The 16,321-nt window shown below is 72.1% G+C and carries 14 protein-coding genes and 4 pseudogenes; 12 read left to right on the top strand and 6 right to left on the bottom strand.

The genetic code is table 11. The annotated features are described in order from the left end of the window. Positions 1-16: 16 nt before the first annotated feature. From MTP03_RS19660 to MTP03_RS19615, 11 genes and pseudogenes are all read left to right on the top strand, one after another. Positions 17-475 carry a LytR C-terminal domain-containing protein gene (locus tag MTP03_RS19660; RefSeq protein WP_248489629.1) on the top strand — a complete coding sequence of 153 codons (459 nt, stop codon included), beginning with the start codon at positions 17-19 and terminating at the stop codon, positions 473-475. Positions 476-539: 64 nt separating this feature from the next. Continuing rightward, positions 540-1,274 (top strand): superoxide dismutase family protein, encoded by a 735-nt coding sequence (locus tag MTP03_RS19655; RefSeq protein WP_248489628.1) that lies wholly within the window; start codon positions 540-542, stop codon positions 1,272-1,274. A gap of 2 nt (positions 1,275-1,276) precedes the next feature. Next, a complete protein-coding gene (locus MTP03_RS19650) occupies positions 1,277-2,413 on the top strand; it encodes a glutamate--cysteine ligase (RefSeq protein WP_248492307.1) in 1,137 nt (378 codons plus the stop codon). A gap of 70 nt (positions 2,414-2,483) precedes the next feature. Further along, positions 2,484-3,557, top strand: a complete 1,074-nt coding sequence (locus tag MTP03_RS19645) for an iron ABC transporter permease (protein ID WP_248489627.1) — start codon at positions 2,484-2,486, stop codon at positions 3,555-3,557. After that, positions 3,554-3,694: pseudogene (locus tag MTP03_RS22935) on the top strand (ATP-binding cassette domain-containing protein); the annotation flags it as partial. The gene MTP03_RS19645 and the pseudogene MTP03_RS22935, both read left to right, overlap by 4 nt. Then, complete coding sequence (locus MTP03_RS19640) at positions 3,691-4,302, top strand: ABC transporter ATP-binding protein (protein ID WP_371820996.1); 612 nt, start codon at positions 3,691-3,693, stop codon at positions 4,300-4,302. The pseudogene MTP03_RS22935 and the gene MTP03_RS19640, both read left to right, overlap by 4 nt. 28 nt (positions 4,303-4,330) lie before the next feature. Further along, complete coding sequence (locus MTP03_RS19635) at positions 4,331-5,332, top strand: ABC transporter substrate-binding protein (protein WP_248489626.1); 1,002 nt, start codon at positions 4,331-4,333, stop codon at positions 5,330-5,332. Then, positions 5,329-6,135, top strand: coding sequence for a Rossmann-like domain-containing protein (locus MTP03_RS19630; RefSeq protein ID WP_248489625.1), 807 nt, complete (start codon positions 5,329-5,331; stop codon positions 6,133-6,135). The genes MTP03_RS19635 and MTP03_RS19630 overlap by 4 nt, the downstream gene beginning before the upstream one ends. After that, a complete protein-coding gene (locus MTP03_RS19625; protein ID WP_248489624.1) occupies positions 6,132-7,337 on the top strand; it encodes an MFS transporter in 1,206 nt (401 codons plus the stop codon). Before MTP03_RS19630 ends, MTP03_RS19625 begins: the two co-directional genes overlap by 4 nt. Then, positions 7,334-8,254, top strand: coding sequence for a hypothetical protein (locus tag MTP03_RS19620; RefSeq protein ID WP_248489623.1), 921 nt, complete (start codon positions 7,334-7,336; stop codon positions 8,252-8,254). The genes MTP03_RS19625 and MTP03_RS19620 overlap by 4 nt, the downstream gene beginning before the upstream one ends. Then, positions 8,251-9,258: a pyridoxal-phosphate dependent enzyme gene (locus tag MTP03_RS19615; RefSeq protein ID WP_248489622.1), complete on the top strand. Its 1,008-nt coding sequence runs from the start codon at positions 8,251-8,253 to the stop codon at positions 9,256-9,258. Before MTP03_RS19620 ends, MTP03_RS19615 begins: the two co-directional genes overlap by 4 nt. Here the strand turns inward: MTP03_RS19615 and mnhG are convergent. From mnhG to MTP03_RS19585, 6 genes and pseudogenes are all read right to left on the bottom strand, one after another. Next, the gene (gene mnhG / locus MTP03_RS19610; protein ID WP_248489621.1) at positions 9,255-9,587 is read right to left on the bottom strand and encodes a monovalent cation/H(+) antiporter subunit G; all 333 of its coding nucleotides are present in this window, start codon (positions 9,585-9,587) and stop codon (positions 9,255-9,257) included. The two genes, MTP03_RS19615 and mnhG, sit on opposite strands and share 4 nt — an antisense overlap. A gap of 71 nt (positions 9,588-9,658) precedes the next feature. After that, a pseudogene (locus MTP03_RS19605) lies at positions 9,659-9,910 on the bottom strand (monovalent cation/H+ antiporter complex subunit F); the annotation flags it as partial. After that, positions 9,907-10,518, bottom strand: coding sequence for a Na+/H+ antiporter subunit E (locus MTP03_RS19600; protein ID WP_248492306.1), 612 nt, complete (start codon positions 10,516-10,518; stop codon positions 9,907-9,909). The gene MTP03_RS19600 and the pseudogene MTP03_RS19605, both read right to left, overlap by 4 nt. A gap of 177 nt (positions 10,519-10,695) precedes the next feature. Further along, positions 10,696-12,288 (bottom strand): annotated as a pseudogene (locus MTP03_RS19595) (Na+/H+ antiporter subunit D); the annotation flags it as partial. Continuing rightward, a complete protein-coding gene (locus MTP03_RS19590) occupies positions 12,285-12,875 on the bottom strand; it encodes a Na(+)/H(+) antiporter subunit C (RefSeq protein WP_248489620.1) in 591 nt (196 codons plus the stop codon). The gene MTP03_RS19590 and the pseudogene MTP03_RS19595, both read right to left, overlap by 4 nt. A gap of 34 nt (positions 12,876-12,909) precedes the next feature. Beyond that, a pseudogene (locus MTP03_RS19585) lies at positions 12,910-15,764 on the bottom strand (Na+/H+ antiporter subunit A). 98 nt (positions 15,765-15,862) lie between these two features. Here MTP03_RS19585 and MTP03_RS19580 point away from each other — a divergent pair. Next, entirely contained in the window at positions 15,863-16,279 is a 417-nt protein-coding gene (locus MTP03_RS19580) for a hypothetical protein (RefSeq protein WP_248489619.1), read from the top strand. Positions 16,280-16,321 lie beyond the last annotated feature (42 nt).

Here is a 16,321-nt window from a genome sequence, read left to right as displayed (position 1 = left end):
GATACAGTCGGGTGCTGTGAGCACTCAGAACACCCGCGCCGTCCCGATCCGGACGATCATCATGATCATGATCTCGGCTGCGATCATCCTCGCGGCGATCGGAGTCCACGGTTTCCTGACCCGCAACGACGATCCGCAGGCCGCTCTGAACGCCCAGGAGGCGAAGCTCCAGGCCGCCGCCACCGAGACCGCCGCGCCGGCGGCGAAGCCCGAAGTGTGCCTGATCGCGGTGGCCCGCGCTCCGCTCGCCGAGACCAAGGGCAAGCTCGAGCAGGCCGGATTCTCGGTCCAGCAGGACACCGATGCCTGGCCGAACCGGCCGGCCGCGCCGCGCGCCACCACCGTGTACTTCGGTCAGGGCGGCGAGGCGGACGCGAAGACCGTCGGCACCGAGCTCGGTGCGCCCACCGCGGCCAGGCCCGCCGGGCTCGAGGCGTGCGCCGGGGCCGTCGCGGTGGCCGTCGTGAAGCGATAGAAACAATGCCCGATATGATTTCGGGCAAGCCCAGCCCGCTAGCCGTTTCCATAAGGAGTCGTCGATGACGAAGCGCCAGTTCCTCGCCCCGATTGCGGTCCTCCCGGTGGCGGCACTCGCCCTCGCGGGATGTACGACCAACGAGCGGGCCGCCGAGCCGGGCGCGGGCACGACCCCCGCCGTGGTGACGGGTGCGACCGTGCCCGCGGAGGGCCCCGTCCGGAGCCTGGCTCCCGGCGCGCACGGCGAGGAGAAGCCGGGCGAGAGCGCACCGTCGGCGGGCACGGCCGAGGCCGCGCTCGTCAAGCCCGACGGCAGCAGCGCCGGCAAGGCCACGTTCAGCGAGAAGGACGGCGTCGTCGTGATCGACGTCCGCGTGACCGGCCTGCCCGCGGGCTTCCACGGTATGCACATCCACGAGGTCGGCAAGTGCGAGGCGAACTCGGTGGCCAAGAACGGTGCGCCGGGCTCGGCGACGAACTTCGGCTCCGCGGGCGGCCACTGGCAGAAGCCCGGAGCCTCGGGCCACCCGATGACGGGCGACCTGGTGTCGGTGTACGTCAACGCCAACGGCACCGGCCAGACGGTCACCAGCACCGGCGCGTTCACGCTGTCGGACATCAAGAAGAACACCGACGGCAACGCGCTCATGATCCACGCCGGTCCGGACAACTTCGGCAACATCCCCTCGGCGCGCTACACGAACGTCGTTCCGGGCCAGCCCGTGCCGGACGAGACCACCCTCAACACCGGTGACGCGGGCGGTCGCATCGCCTGCGGCGTGATCAAGGTCGGTTAGCCATCGAGACCGTCGCCTTCGAGGCGTCGCCGCGGCCGACGATCGGCGTCGAGTGGGAGTTCGCCCTCGTCGACCGGGAGACCGCGGACCTGGTCAGTAGGGCCGGGGAGTTGTTCGACGGGATCCGTGCGGCGCACCCGGACATCGCGCCGCAGGTGCATTCCGAGATGCTGCGCAACACCGTCGAGGTGGTGACCGGCGTCTGCGAGAACACCGCGGAGGCGATGGCCGATCTGGCCCGCATCATCGGAGCGGTGCGGGAGACGTCCGACCCGATGGGCGTCGACCTGTTCGGCGCGGGCACCCACCCGTTCGCGCAGTGGAACGCGCAGCAGCTCACCGACAATCCGCGCTACGACGAGCTGATCGCCCGCACCCAGTGGTGGGGCAGGCAGATGCTCATCTGGGGCGTGCACGTGCACGTGGGCGTGAACCATCGCGACAAGGTGCTGCCGATCATCTCGACCCTCCTCAACCACTACCCGCACCTGCTGGCGCTCTCCGCCAGCTCCCCGATGTGGGGCGGCCACGACACCGGCTACGCCAGTACCCGCGCGATGATGTTCCAGCAGCTGCCCACGGCGGGCCTGCCCTTCCAGTTCGAGCGGTGGAGCGAGTTCGAGCGCTTCGTGTACGACCAGAAGACCACCGGGATCATCGACCACCTGAATGAGATCCGCTGGGACATCCGGCCCGCGTGCCACCTCGGCACCATCGAGGTGCGGATCTGCGACGGAATGTCCAGCTTCGCGGAGCTCGAGGCAGTCGTCGCCCTGATCCATTGCCTCGTCGTCTGGCTGGATGCGCGGCTGGACGCAGGGGAGGCCCTGCCGACGCTCCCGCCGTGGCACGTGCAAGAGAACAAGTGGCGCGCGGCCCGGTACGGCCTGGACGCCATCATCATTCAGGACGCCGCGAACAACGAGCGCCTGGTCACCGAGGACCTCGACGACCTGCTCGAACAGCTCGCGCCCATCGCCGCGCGCCTCGGCTGTTCCCGCGAGTTGGCGGCCGTCGCCGACATTCCGCGGCACGGCGCGTCTTACCAGCGGCAGCGTGCGGTCGCCAGCGGCGTGTGCAGCACGGACGCGTACCGGGACGTCGTGCGGTCGGTGACGAACGAGCTCGTCCTGCCGTAGCCGCGGGGTCGATGCACGTATAGCCGCATGCTGCTTTGTTAACGAAAATTATTCTCGTTAACTTGGTCGCGTGTTCACCACCTCGGTCGGCCGCCGTGCCGGCGCCTCGCTCTCCCCGCTGCTGCCGGCCGGAGTCCTCGCCGTCGTCCTCGTCGTGTCGATGGCCCTCGCCGTCTCGCAGGGCGCGGCGACGGTGCCGGTCGGCGACGTCCGCCGCCTCCTCTGGGTCGCGCTGACCGGGGGAACTCTCGCCCGCGAGGACGCGTCGACCTACGCGATCCTCTGGGACCTGCGGGTCCCGCGCGTGCTGCTCGCCGCCCTCGTCGGGGCGGGCCTCGCGACCGCCGGCGTCGCGTGTCAAGCGCTGGTGCGCAACCCGCTGGCCGATCCCTTCATCCTCGGGATCTCCAGCGGCGCCTCGGTGGGCGCGAGTTTCGTGGTCACCACCGGACTGGTCGCGGGCCTCGGTATCGCCGGGACCGCAGGGGCGGCCTTCGCGACGGCGGTGCTCGCCTCGCTCCTCGTCTACCTGCTCAGCCGCACGTCCGACGGTGCCCTCAGCCCGGTCCGGCTGGTGCTCACGGGGGTGGTGCTCGCCTTCGCCTTCCAGGGCCTCGCCGGCGCGATCGTCTTCTTCGATCCGGTCGGCGACGCCGCGCGCTCGGTGATGTTCTGGCTGCTCGGCGGTCTCGGAGGAGCGCAGTGGTCCGTGCTCCCGCTCGTCGCGGCGACGGTGGCGGTCTGCGCCGCGATCACCGGGCGCCTCGCGGGCGTCCTCGACGTCCTGGCCCAGGGCGACGAGGCCGCCGCCGCCCTCGGCCTCGATCCGCACCGCGCCCGGCGGATGCTGTTCGTCGTCATCGTGGTCATGACCTCGGTCCTCGTCGCGGTCGCGGGCACCGTCGGCTTCGTCGGCCTCGTGGTCCCGCACGCGGTACGGTTGATCGTCGGCCCGGCTCACCGGGCGGTGCTGCTGCTCGCCCCGCTCGTCGGCGCGCTGCTGCTGGTGTGGGTGGACCTGCTGAGCCGGTTGGTGGTGGCGCCGCGCGAGCTGCCGCTGGGCATCGTCACCGCGCTCGTCGGCGTCCCCGTCTTCGTCGTCCTCCTCCGGCGCCGCGGCGGGCTCCTGGGCGGCGCGGCATGAGGGTCGAACTGGATCGGATCACCGTCGACCTGGGCGGAAGCCGGGTGCTCCACGACATCTCCCTCGACATCGCCGCGGGCGCGCACGTCGGGCTGATCGGGCCCAACGGCAGCGGCAAGTCGACCCTGCTGCGCTGCCTGTACCGCGCGATCACCCCGGCCTCCGGCTCCGTGCGGATCGGGGCACGGAGCTCGGCGCGCTGCGCCGCCGCGACGGTGCCCGCCGCGTCGCCGCGGTCACCCAGAGCGAGGCCGGCCACCTCGGCTTCACTGCGGGTGAGACCGTCATGCTCGGCCGGTTCGCGCACGGCGACGCCGGCAGCGCCGTCGCGGCGCGGGCCTGCGAAGATGCGCTCGCCGCGGTCGGCGCCACCCACCTGCGGCACCGCAGCGTGCTGGGGCTGTCCGGCGGCGAGCGGCAACGCATCCTCATCGCGCGCGCCCTCGCGCAGGACACGCCGGTCCTCCTGCTCGACGAGCCGCTCAACCACCTCGACGTCCGGCACCAGCTGGACCTGCTGCGCCTGCTGCGGGCGACCACCAAGACGACCGTCACCGCCATCCACGACATCGACCTCGCCGCGCAGAGCTGCGACCGCCTCGTACTCCTCGACGGTGGGCGCGTCGCCGCCGCCGGTACCCCGGCCGAGGTCCTCACGGCGGACCGGATCGGCGAGGTCTACGGCGTGCGGCCGGTGATCGCCGCCGGGTCGTCCGGCCCGCCGCGCATCCGCTTCGAACTGTAGAACCCCGACCGATCGAAAGGATCGACCGATGCACCCCCGTCCCCTGCTCGCCGCGGCCCTCGCGGCGAGCACCCTGCTCGCCGGCACCGCCTGCGGCGCCCGCCCCGCCGAACCCACGACGGACCTCGTCGACGTCACCAACTGCGGTGTGCACCAGCAGTACCGATCGCCCACCGCCGCGGTGCCCTACGACGTCTCGGCGATCGAGAAGATGTTCGCACTCGGGCTCACCGACCGCATCAAGGGCATCGTCCTGCCGAAGACGGTGCACGGCGTGATCGCGAAGTCCCCGTACCGCGATGAGTACGCCAAGGTCCCGATCCTCAGCGACGGCGTCCTCACTCAGGAACCGCTCGTGGCCGCCGAGGCGGACTGGGTGTTCGCGGGCTGGCAGGCCGGCTTCAGCCCCGCCCGAGGCGTCACCCCGGAGTCCCTCGGAAAGCTGCGGATCGACAGCTACATGCAGGAGGAGACCTGCTACAACTACGGTGACAAGCCCGCCGCGCGGGCGGCGAACCCGTTGGCCGACACGTACACCGACCTCACCAACCTCGGCGCGATCTTCCGCGTGCCGGACCGCGCGGCGAAGCTGGTCGACGGCCTGCGGGCCCGCGAGAGCGCACTGCAGGAACGCGCCGACCGTAAGAGCGTGAAACCGTCGGTGTTCGTCTACGACTCGGGGACGGCGGAGCCGTACACCGCGGGCCGCCGCGCCGCCGCCGACCAGGTGGTCTCCCTGGCCGGTGGGCGCTCCGTGACGCACGACGTGGACGGCCGCTGGACCTCGGTCGGCTGGGAGTCGGTGGTGCAGGCCCAGCCGGAGGTGATCGTCATCGTCGACTACGACAAGCAGCCCGCGCAGCAGAAGATCGACTACCTGCGACAGTCGTCGCCGATCAAGGACTCGCCCGCGGTGCGGGAGAACCGCATTCGGGTGGTGGACTACGCCGAGCTGGTCGCCGGCCCCCGCAACCTCGACGCCGCCGCGGCGCTCGCGGACTACCTGGAGCAGAGTGGGGCGGCCCGATGACCGCACCCGGCCCCGCCCCCGAATCCGTCGCCGACGTCGTGGATCTCGCGCGCGCGGTCGCGGACGACGCGGTCGCCCGCAGTGTCTTCTTCGTCGCGCACGGGACCCGCCTCGCCGGCAGCGACCAGCGGTACCGCAACCGCTACGTCCTCGTCCGCGTCGGAGACTCCTTCGGCGCCTGCGCCTTCGAGGAGGGCGAGCTCGACCCGGACGTCGCGGACCTGTCCGGCGAGCCCCTCGCCGGACTGCTCGACCACGCCGCGCAGCCCCTGCGGATCGCCGCCGCCGACGCCGCGCTCGGTGCCGCGGCGCCGCACCGGGAGGACCCGCGCGCCGAGCTCCGGACGCTGCCCACCGGCACCCCCGACGTCCGGGCCGTCGCCCGTGACGCCGCGGTCGCCGAGCTGCTCGCCGTCGCCCCCGGGACGCGCGTCGCGCTGATCGGCGTGGTGAATCCCCTGGTGGCCGCCATCCGCGAGCGCGGCGCGGAACCGCTGCTCGCGGACCGGAACCTGGAGCGGACCCACTGGGGCGACCCCGTCGCGGACGACCACCGCGCGGTGCTCGCCGAGGCCGACGCGGTGCTCGCGACCGGGATGACCCTGGGCAACGGCAGTTTCGACGAGATCCTCGCGGCCTGCCGGGAGCGCGGCGTGCCGCTCGCGGTGTACGCGCAGAGCGGCGCCGCGGTCGCGCGCTCCTTCCTCGGCGCCGGGTTGACCGCGCTCTCCGCGGAGCACTTCCCGTTCTCGCAGTTCTCCGCCGACGCCTCCCCGATGTACCTCTACCGGGGCCGGGCATGAGCGCGACCGAGGACCGCCCCCTGTCCGATCGGGTACTCGTCCGCGCGATCTGGCCGATGCTCGCGGCCGCCGCGCTGGGGCTGGTGCCGTTCACGATCATGGCGAACTTCCTCGTGGCCATCGCCGCCGACGCGCACGCGGGAGTCGACCTGATCGGCGGCCTGCGCGGCCTCGGCGGGGGCGCGGCCCTGCTGGTCGGAGTCGCGGCCGCGCCCCTGCTCGACCGGCTCTCGCGCTCGTCGGTGGCGGCGCTCGCGCTGCTCGTCCTCGCGCTGGGCTGCGGGCTCGCGCTCCAGGGCAGCACCGTCGCCTGGATCGCCTTCTGCCTGCTGATCGGCGCCGGCACGGCCGTCCTCAACCCGGCGGTGTCCGCGATGGCCGCCGACCGGTTCGATTCACCGGCGGCCTCAGCGCGGGCCGCGACCCTCGTCTCCTCGACCATGACGCTGACGGCGGTCCTCGCGGCGCCGGTCCTGGCCCTGCCCGCAGTGCTGTGGGGCTGGCGCGCCGACATGGCAGCGACCGCCGTGGTGCTGCTCGTGGTCGCGGCGCTGATCGCCCGCCGTCGCGATCCGCGCGGCGGGAACACCTCTGTGAGCTACCTCCAGGCCTTCCGCACCGTCCGGTCGATCCCCGGCGCCCTGGACACCCTGGCCGTCTCGCTCCTGCGCACCCTCGCCTTCATGGGGTCTCTGGCGTACATCGCCGCCGCCTTCGGTGAGCGCTTCGAGATCGGGACGGGCTGGTTCTCCCTCGTGTGGGCCACCTCCGGCCTCGCCTTCTTCCTCGGGAACTTCCTGGGCGGCAGGGTGATGCAGGACCGCGGGCCGGACCGCCTGCTCGGCACGGTACTCGCCGCGATCCTCGTCGCCGCCGTCGCGATGGTCGCCCTCTACACCGCGCCCCACGTCGCCGTCGCATGGCCGATGGTCGCCCTGGTCTCGGCCTCGCACGCCGTCATCGCCGCCGCGGTGACCACCACCCTCGTGCGGGGCGCGGGACCGGTGCGGGGCACCGTCCTCTCGCTCAACGGGGCCGCGCAGAGCGTCGGCGTCTTCGCGGGCGCCTCCTTCGCCGGCGGCGCCCTCGCGCTCGGCGGCTGGACGGGCGTCGGCCTCGTCCTGGGTGGCGCCACGGCGCTGGCCGCCGTCTTCGCCCGGCGCGCACTGCGCGGCGCCCGCACCGCGGAGGCCGTCGGATGAGCGCTCCGCGCACCGGTTCCCGCGGGCGTGGCGTGGGACGGAGCACGGGCCACCACGGCGAGCTCCTGCAGGGCCGGTTCCGCTGTCACGTCCAGGGCGAGTGCCCGGGGCTCGTGACGGTGCCGATCGGCACCGTCGGATCCGTGGCGGCGTTCGCCCCGGACCGGTCCGGGGCGGTTCGTGCTCGGGCGATCGGCGGCACGCGCGACCTGGACAAGGCCCGCCGCGCGGCCGTGGCGACCCTCGCCCTGCTGCGGGCGAACGGCGCGCTCGGGTGCACGGGCGGCGAGCTCCGCATCGCGCGGACGACGGCCGTCGGCCTGGGGCTGGGTTCCTCGACCGCCGACGTCCTCGCGGCGGTCCGCGCCGTCGCCGACTGCGCGGACGTGGAGCTCGACGCCGACACCGTCGCGCGGCTCGCCGTCGCCGCGGAGGGGGCCTCCGACCCGCTGTGGGCCGACCGGCCGATCCTGTTCGCGCACCGGCACGGTCACGTCATCGAGGACCTCGGAGCCGCGCTGCCCCCGATGCTGCTGGTGCGGTGCGTGCTCGGCGGCCCCGTCGACACCCTGACGCTGCGGACGACCGGCGACGGCGACGTGGGGGAGTACGAGGACCTGCGCGCCCGCCTGCGCCGGGCGGTCGCCGCCGGGGACGCCGCCGCCGTGGCCGCCGTCGCGACCCGCAGCGCGCTGCTCAACCAGACCCGCCACTACAAGCCCGGCCTCGAGCGCCTGATCGCCGCCGCCGAGCGCGGCGACGCGCTCGGCGTCCAGGTGGCGCACTCCGGGAACGTCGCCGGCCTGCTCTTCGAGCGCGAGCACCCGCGGGAGCGCCTGCGGCGCACCTGCACCCGCGTGCGCGCCGTGGGCTTCCGCGTGGACGACGCCCCGATCGCGATCGGCGGAGCCGCATGAGGATCCACGGCCACATCGCCGAGGCGCTGAGCCGTCCGGCACTCCTCCGCGGCGCGCACGACCGGTACCTCCTGCGGTTCGAGTCGATGAAGGTCGCCTCCGCGCGAGCCGCGCTGCGCGCCGCCCTCGACGCGGGCCGGGTCCGGCCGGGCGGCACCGTCATCGACTCTTCGTCGGGCATCTACGCCTACGCCCTGGCCCTGGCCTGCCACGAGGCGGGCGTGCGGTGCCGCATCGTCGGATCGACGACGATCGACGAGGGCCTGCGTGTCCAATTGCTCGCCCTGGGAGTCGAACTCGAGCAGATGCCGCCGTCGGCCTCGCTCAAGCTCGACCAGGACCGCCGCGTCCGTCGCATCACCGAACTCCTCGCGCAGGACCCGTCGCTGCACTGGATGCGGCAGTACCACGACCCGGTGCACTACCTCGGCTACCGGGACATCGCCCGCGCAGCGGCGGCCCAGCTCGCCGCGGAGGGCGTCGCCTCCGTGCGGCTCGTCGCGCCCGTCGGCTCGGGCGTGTCCAGTGGCGCGCTGCGGCTCGGCCTCGAAGAGGCGGGGCTGGCCGTGCAGCTCGTCGGGGTGCAGCCCTTCGGCAGTGTCACCTTCGGCGCCGAGCACGTGGCGGACCCCGCCATGCTCATCGCCGGCATCGGCTCGTCGATCCCGTTCGACAACGTGCGGCACGGGCTCTACGACGTGATCCACTGGGTGTCCTTCGAGGTGGCCCGCGCCGGCACCCACCGGCTGCTCCGCGAACACGCCCTCTTCGCCGGGCTCTCCTCCGGCGCCGGGCACGTCGTCGCCGGGTACGAGCAGGGCCACGGCGACCCGGTCGACGCCACCGTGCAGGTGCTCCCGGACACCGGGCACCGCTACCTGCGCGCCCTGTCCGAGCACACCGAACCGGCGGAACCAATGCGGCCGCGGCTCGTGGACGACCCGTCGGGCATCGAGCTGCCTTGGTCGCGGATGCACTGGGAGGGGCGCCCGACGCCTGGTTAGTCGCGGTTGCCCGTCTCCATGTCCTCGAGCCGGATCGTCTGGTCACGCAGGCGCTGCTCCTGGTAGGCGACCCGGCCGACGCGATGCGCCACCACCGGGGCGGTCAGCATCGCGAACAGGCCGGCCAGCACCAGCATCCAGACGTCGACCGAGTCGTGCATCCGCAGGATCGCGCCGACCAGCAGGAGCAGCAGGCCCATCGTCTGCGGCTTGGTGGCCGCGTGCATCCGGGTCAGTGTGTCCGGGAAGCGGATGATCCCGAGCGCCGCGGTCAGTGCGAAAACGGCACCGGTCAGGAACAGGATCGAGGAGATCACGTCGATGATCACCGGCGCTCACCTCCGAATCCCGGGTCGATGTCGGGTGTCTCGGGAGGGCCGGCCTGGGCTGTGCCGGCATCGTCGGGAACGCGGAACCGGGCCACCGAGGTGGACCCGACGAAGCCGATCAGCGACAGTGCCACAACCCCGGGGATCACCGACGAGTTGCGGCTGAAGGCCGCCCACACCGCGAGGCCGCCCATCGCGATGGCGACGAGCGCGTCGACCGCGACCACGCGGTCCAGCGTGTTCGGCCCGACCAGCAGCCGGTAGGTGGTGAGGAACGCCGCGGTCACGAGGATCACGCCGGTCACCAGGAACACCGCGGTCATGATCGCTCCTCCTCGCTGCGCGCAGTGGGACGGGTGCGGCGGTACTCGATCTCGGGGGCCGCCATCCGCCGCGCCGACGCGGCGCGGTTCCCGGCGGCGCCGCGCTCGACGCCGCTGACGTGGTGGTACTCGTCGTCGTCGATGCCGTGCAGCGGGCTCGCGTGCCACTCGTTGTCGCGCTCGAACGCGCTGATGAACAGCCGCTCCAGCCGCGATGTGCTGCGGTAGAACTGCCGCACCGCCTTCTCGCTGCTCACGTCCACCACATGCACGTACAGCAGGCGACGTTTGGTGTCGATGTCCAGCACCATCGTCCCGGGGATGAGGTTCATCATATCGACCAACAGTGTGAGCACCAGGTCGGACTTGATCTGCACCTTCGCGCGCAGCACCGCGCTCATCGGCGCGCCCGGACGCAGCGCCAGCCACGCCACCTGTACCGACGACTTGAACATCTCCACCACGTACACCAGCAGCAGCTTCGTCAGCGAGCCCAGGTGCACTCGGCCCTCCACCGGAACCGGCGGCAGCGGGAGCAGCAACAGGATGGCGAGCCCCACCAGCAGGCCGCCCACGATGTTGCCCCAGCTCACCGTGCCCCACAGCATCACCCACACCGCGTCCAGCCAGAGCAACTGCCCCACCTTGACCATCACGGTCCGGCCGTCGCGCAGGTCCGGCAGGATCCGCGTCACGAGTCGCTTAGCCATGCGCGCCTCCCCGGCCCCGGGCCCGACGGTGCCGGACGCACCGTCGGGATACGTGAGCCCGCCGACGGCCTCCGGGCCGAGCACGGCCTCGATGTAATCGGCCCGCCCGATGAGCTGGGCGGCCGCCCTGTCGGTGACGTCGAACATCGGGCCGGCCCAGAGTGCGATCAGCAGGCCGACGGCGAGCAGGCCGGCCGTCGGCGCGACCATGCTCGCGGGCATCCGGCCGGGATCCTCCCGGTCGGCGAACTCGATGACGTCGCCGTCGTCGAGCAGGGCCTGCGGGTGCGCCACCGCGAGCTGTCCCTCCGGCGCGTCCGCGCGTGCGCGCCAGAAGGCCTTCGTCCACACGCGGGCCACGGCGTACAGGGTCAGCAGGCTGGTGATGACGCTGCCGGCCACCAGGACCCAGGCGAGCACCGAGCCGTGCTGGACACCGGCCTCGATGAGGCCCACCTTGCCGATGAACCCCGAGAACGGCGGGATGCCGCCCAGGTTCAGTGCCGGCAGGAAGAACAGGATCGCCAGCACCGGGCTCGCGGCAGCCAGGCCGCCCAGCCGGCGCAGCGACGCCGCGCCCGCCTGCCGCTCGATCAGGCCCACCACCAGGAACAACGTGGTCTGGACGAGAATGTGGTGCACCACGTAGTAGATCGTCGAGCTCAGGCCGAGCGGCGTGGAGAGCCCGATGCCGAAGATCATGTAGCCGATGTGGCTGACCAGGGTGAACGAGAGCAGCCGCTTGATGTCGGTCTGGGCGATGGCGCCGAGGATGCCGACGATCATCGTGAGCAGGCCCGCGATCATGAGCACGTCGTCGAGCGAGCCGCCCGGGAACATCAGGGTGTGCGCGCGGATGATCGCGTACACGCCGACCTTCGTCAGTAGGCCCGCGAACACCGCAGTGACCGGGGCGGGCGCTGTCGGATAGGAGTCGGGCAGCCACGTGGACAGCGGGAACACGGCGGCCTTGATGCCGAACGCCACCAGCAGCACCGCGAACAACGTGGTCCGCGTCCCGGACGGCAGGTCCTGCAGCTTCACCGCCATGTCGGCGAGGTTCAGCGTTCCGGTCGCGAAATAGGCGTACGCGATGCCGAGCAGGAACACCAGCGACGAGACCATCGACACCATGACGTACGAGACGCCGGCCCGGACCCGGTCCTCGCTGCCGCCCACCGTGAGCAGCACGAAGCTCGCGGCGAGCAGCACTTCGAACGAGACGAACAGGTTGAACAGGTCGCCCGCGAGGAACGCGTTGCACACTCCCGCCGCGAGGATCAGGTAGGTCGGGTAGAAGATCGAGACCGGCTGGTTCTCGTCGCCGTCACGGATACCCTGTCCGACCGAGTACACGAGCACGCCGAGCAGCACGATCGCCGAGACCAGGACCATCAGCGCGGCCAACTGGTCGGCGACGAGGGTGATGCCGAGCGGGCCGCCCCGGCCGTCGCGGTCGCCCCAGCCGCCGACGTGCAGCGCGACGGTGCCGTGCCGGTCGGTGTAGTAGAGCATCAGGGCCGAGACCAGGACGATCGCGGTCAGTGCCACCAGCGAGATCGCCCGCTGCAGCCGCGGGTGCCGGCCCATCACCATGGTGGTCGCGGCCGCGACGATCGGCAGCACGGTCGGCAGCGGGATGAGGGTGAGCATCATCTGCTGGTTCATCGCTCACCCTCCTTTCCACGCGTCTCGGCGGCCGGTAGTTCCCTCTCGCGGGGCACGCTCGGCAGCGGCAGCGCGCCGGTGTCGAGCGCGTCGAGGCGGGCCTCCCGCAGCTCCTCGGGGGTGAGGGGTTCGCCGTCCGGCCCGAACGCGTCGCCGAGGGCCGACGGTGCGCCGGTGATCGGGTCGTCGGACGCGTCGTAGTCCGGGTCGTCCGCGGCGCGGTCGACGTCGCGCTCGAGGACCTTCGTGTCCTCGGGGTCGTCGTCGACCTCGTCGTCGGTGTTGATGGTGAAGGACCGGTAGGCCAGCGCCAGGATGAACGCGGCCATGCCCATCGTGATCACGATCGCGGTGAGGATCAGGGCCTGCGCCAGGGGATCGGCCTCGCTGCTGCGGCCCGCGGAGAAGTACCCGACGATCGGCGGGTTCCCGGGCGGCGATGCCAGCGCGAGGATGAGCAGGTTGACCGCGTTGCCGAACAGGATGATGCCCATGAGCATCCTGGTCAGGCTCCGGTCCAGGAGCAGGTACACGCCGGTGGCGACCATCACGGCGATGGCCGCGAACAGCCCGATGTCGACGATCACTTCGCGCCTCCCGCCGGGACGGGGATGGGCGAGGTCATATCGGCGGGGATCCCTCCAGATCGAGGCGGGCGCCCAGGCTGCGCAGGACGTCCAGGACGAGCCCGACCACGATCAGGTAGACGCCGGCGTCGAAGATCAACGCCGTCACGACCTTCACGTCGCCGAACACCGGCAGGTGGAACGAGAGCGCGACCGACGACATGGCCGGGGCGCCGACCACGAGCGAGACGATGCTGCCCGCGGCCGCGAGCAGCAGGCCCGTCCCGAGGACGCGGCCCGCGTCGAGCGGCAGTGCCTCGCCGATCTCGTAGCGTCCGCCGGCCAGGTACCGCAGCACCAGCGCGAGGCCCGCGGTGAGGCCACCGGCGAAGCCGCCGCCGGGCGCGTTGTGCCCGGCGAAGAAGAAGTAGACCGACAGCACCATCACGGTGGGGAACACCAGCCGGGACGTCACCTCGAGCACCAGGGAGCGGTGCCGCGGGTCACGCAGCGCGCTACCGCGCAGCCACGTGGTCCCGGGGGCCGCGGCCGCCGCGGCGGCGGCCTCGGCGCTCACCCGCGGCGCGGCGCCGAACCGACGGTTGCGGAACACCAGCGAGGCGACGCCCGTCGCCGCGACGAGCAGGACGGCGATCTCGCCGAAGGTGTCCCAGGCGCGGATGTCCACGAGGATCACGTTCACGGTGTTGTGGCCGTATCCGAACTTGTAGGCCTGGTCCGGCAGCCGGTCCGCGACGGGCGCGGCCACGCGCGCGCGCGCGCCGCGACGGCCACCACGACGACCATCACCGCCACCGCGACCCCCAGCAGGGCCCGGGCGACCCGCGACGGGCGGCTGCCCGTGATCGGAGCCTCCGCGGGCAGCTTGCGCAGCACCAGCACGAACACCACCAGCGTCAGCGTCTCGACCAGGAACTGGGTCAGCGCCAGGTCGGGCGCGCCGTAGATCGCGAAGATCACGCCGGTGCCGTAGCCCGTGACCCCGACGACGAGAACGGTCGCGAGGCGGTTGCGCAGCAGCACCGAGGTGAGCGCGGCTGCGCACATCAGCACGGACACGGCGAGGAACAGCGGCGAGGACTGCAACTGCAGTTCCGGGTCCGCGCGGGTCCCGAGCACGAGCACCAGCATCGGGAGTAGCACCAGCGTCAGCAGGATCGTGCCCTGCGTCAGCGGCAGCGAACCGCGCTGAGTGCTCTGTGTCATGCGGAGCGAGAGCACGTCGGCGCCGCGCAGGGTGGCGTCGTAGAGCCGGTCGGCGTTGCCCAGCAGGACGCTGTTGCGCCGCCGCAGCCGCGCGAACGGGCTGTGCGGCTGGGCGACGACGACGCCCGCCGCGATGATCAGCGCGGTCAGGAGCAACGGCAGCGTGAATCCGTGCCACAGCGCGAGGTGGTACGGGTCCTGCGCCGGCGGGAACGATCGATCCGGGTACTCGGCCAGCACGTGGTCGATCCACGGGGAGAAGACCCCGTCGATCAGGCTGAGCGCGGCGAGCAGCGCCGGACCGGCGAGGAAGAGCGGGCTGATCGCGTGCATGTTCTCGACCGCGCGCGTCGGCGAGGCCTGTCCCTTGCGGCCGAACGCGCCCCACAGGAAACGGATGCTGTAGGCCACCGTCAGCGCCGAACCGACGCACATGCCCACGAGCAGCACCACCGGGATCGGCGACGGCAGCGAGGCGTGCAGCATCGTCTCGAGCGCCGCCTCCTTGCCCACGAAGCCGTACAGCGGTGGGATCCCGGCCATCGACGCGGCCGCCAGGGCAGCGATCACCGCGAGCACCTTCTGCCGGTCGCCGAGGCGGGCGAGACGTCGGATGTCGCGGGTGCCGGTCGCGTGGTCGATGATGCCGACCACCATGAACAGCGTCGCCTTGAACAGGGCGTGCGCGGTGAGCATCGTCATGCCCGCGAGGGCCACGTTCCGCTCACCCGTGCCCACGAGCACCATGAGCATGCCGAGCTGGCTCACGGTGCCGAAGGCGAGGATCAGCTTGAGGTCGAACTCGCGCAGCGCGCGCCAGCCGGCCAGGATCATCGTCAGGATGCCGAGGCCCAGCACGATGACCCGCCACGACGTGAGCTGCGCGAAGGCGGGCGCGAGCAGCGCGACCAGGAAGACGCCGGCCTTCACCATGGCAGCGGCGTGCAGGTAGCCGGAGACCGGCGTCGGCGCGGCCATGGCGCCGGGGAGCCAGAAGTGGAAGGGCACGATCGCGGACTTGCTGATCGCGCCGACCAGGATCAGCACGACGCCGACTTCGACACCGATGGAGATGGTCGACGGGTCGGCGACAGCCCGGGCGATGACCTCCGAGAACAGGTAGCTGCCGTAGTGCTCGCCCAGCTCGACGATGCCGACCAGCATCGCGAGGCCGCCGAGCGTGGTGACCAGCAGGGCCTGCGTGGCGGCGCGGCGGCTGGTGGCGCGCTCGGCGTAGTAGCCGACGAGCAGGAAGCTCAGCACCGAGGTGAGCTCCCAGAAGACGTACATCGCCAGCATGTTGTCGCTGACCACGAGGCCGAACATGACGGCCATGAAGGCGACCAGCTCGGCCGCGAAGGTGGGCAGCTTGCGCGTGTTGGTGACGCCGGTGAAGTAGCCGGCGCAGTAGACCAGGATCACGGCGCCGATGCCGAGCACCAGCACCGACATGACGGCGCCGAGCGGCGTGAGCCGCAGGTCGACGTCCATGTTCAGCGACGGCACCCAGCGCAGGGTCTCGGTGCGGGCGGGTTCGCCGGAGACCGGCCAGACAGAGACGACCCAGACCAGCGCGGCGGCAGGGACCACTGCGAGGCCGAGGAAAGCGCGCGCGCCGAAGCGGCCGACTGCGACCGGTGCGGCTAAGGTCGCCAATGACAAACAGACAAGGATGACAAGCAAGGGCACTCCGTCCTTTGTGAGCGGGGTGTCGTTTCGCTTCGAGATTCTACCGGCCGGACATTTCGGGGAAGTGTGCGGCCGCGATGGAGGTGTGTGGGATGGCAACGGGACGCCGAGTGGTCCGTGGGCTCGCGACAGTGCTGGCGGGCGGCGCTCTGCTGCTCGGGGCGGCCTGCGGCGACGGCGAAACCGGTACCCCGGCAGCGACGGTCACCCTCCCTGCGGCGTTCCCCAAGGCCGACGTTCCGCTGGTCGAGGGAAACCTGATCGACGCGGGCGAGCGCGCGCAGGGCGCGGTCACCGTGTTCAACGTCACCGTCCAGGCCAAGCCGGGCGGGTACCAGGAGGCGAAGAAGAAGCTGGCCGACGCCGGGTTCCTCGCCCTCGGCGACGGCGCGCCGGGCGGCGGATCGCAGTCCGCCCAGTTCTCCGGCAAGGGCTACGTCATCACCGTCAGCTCCGTGCAGGACGCCGCGGTCCCCAACGCCGTCTTCTACTCCGTCAGCAAGGCCTGATCGGCCGACCCGCGCCGCCATTGCGGGCCGCGCCGTCTCCGC

The sequence above is a fragment of the Tsukamurella sp. PLM1 genome (genome assembly GCF_023168325.1).
Lineage (GTDB): Bacteria > Actinomycetota > Actinomycetes > Mycobacteriales > Mycobacteriaceae > Tsukamurella.
The sequence above is the reverse complement of the archived record's forward strand: the minus strand, read 5'-3'. Positions and strand labels throughout refer to the sequence as shown.

Bases quoted from the DNA above. Each gene is read 5' to 3' on its own strand.
- MTP03_RS19655 (WP_248489628.1), top strand. From the start codon at position 540: ATGACGAAGCGCCAGTTCCTCGCCCCGATTGCGGTCCTCCCGGTGGCG.
- MTP03_RS19635 (WP_248489626.1), top strand. From the start codon at position 4,331: ATGCACCCCCGTCCCCTGCTCGCCGCGGCCCTCGCGGCGAGCACCCTG.
- MTP03_RS19630 (WP_248489625.1), top strand. From the start codon at position 5,329: ATGACCGCACCCGGCCCCGCCCCCGAATCCGTCGCCGACGTCGTGGAT.
- MTP03_RS19625 (WP_248489624.1), top strand. From the start codon at position 6,132: ATGAGCGCGACCGAGGACCGCCCCCTGTCCGATCGGGTACTCGTCCGC.
- MTP03_RS19620 (WP_248489623.1), top strand. From the start codon at position 7,334: ATGAGCGCTCCGCGCACCGGTTCCCGCGGGCGTGGCGTGGGACGGAGC.
- MTP03_RS19615 (WP_248489622.1), top strand. From the start codon at position 8,251: ATGAGGATCCACGGCCACATCGCCGAGGCGCTGAGCCGTCCGGCACTC.
- MTP03_RS19600 (WP_248492306.1), bottom strand. From the start codon at position 10,518: ATGCTGTGGGGCACGGTGAGCTGGGGCAACATCGTGGGCGGCCTGCTG.
- MTP03_RS19580 (WP_248489619.1), top strand. From the start codon at position 15,863: ATGGCAACGGGACGCCGAGTGGTCCGTGGGCTCGCGACAGTGCTGGCG.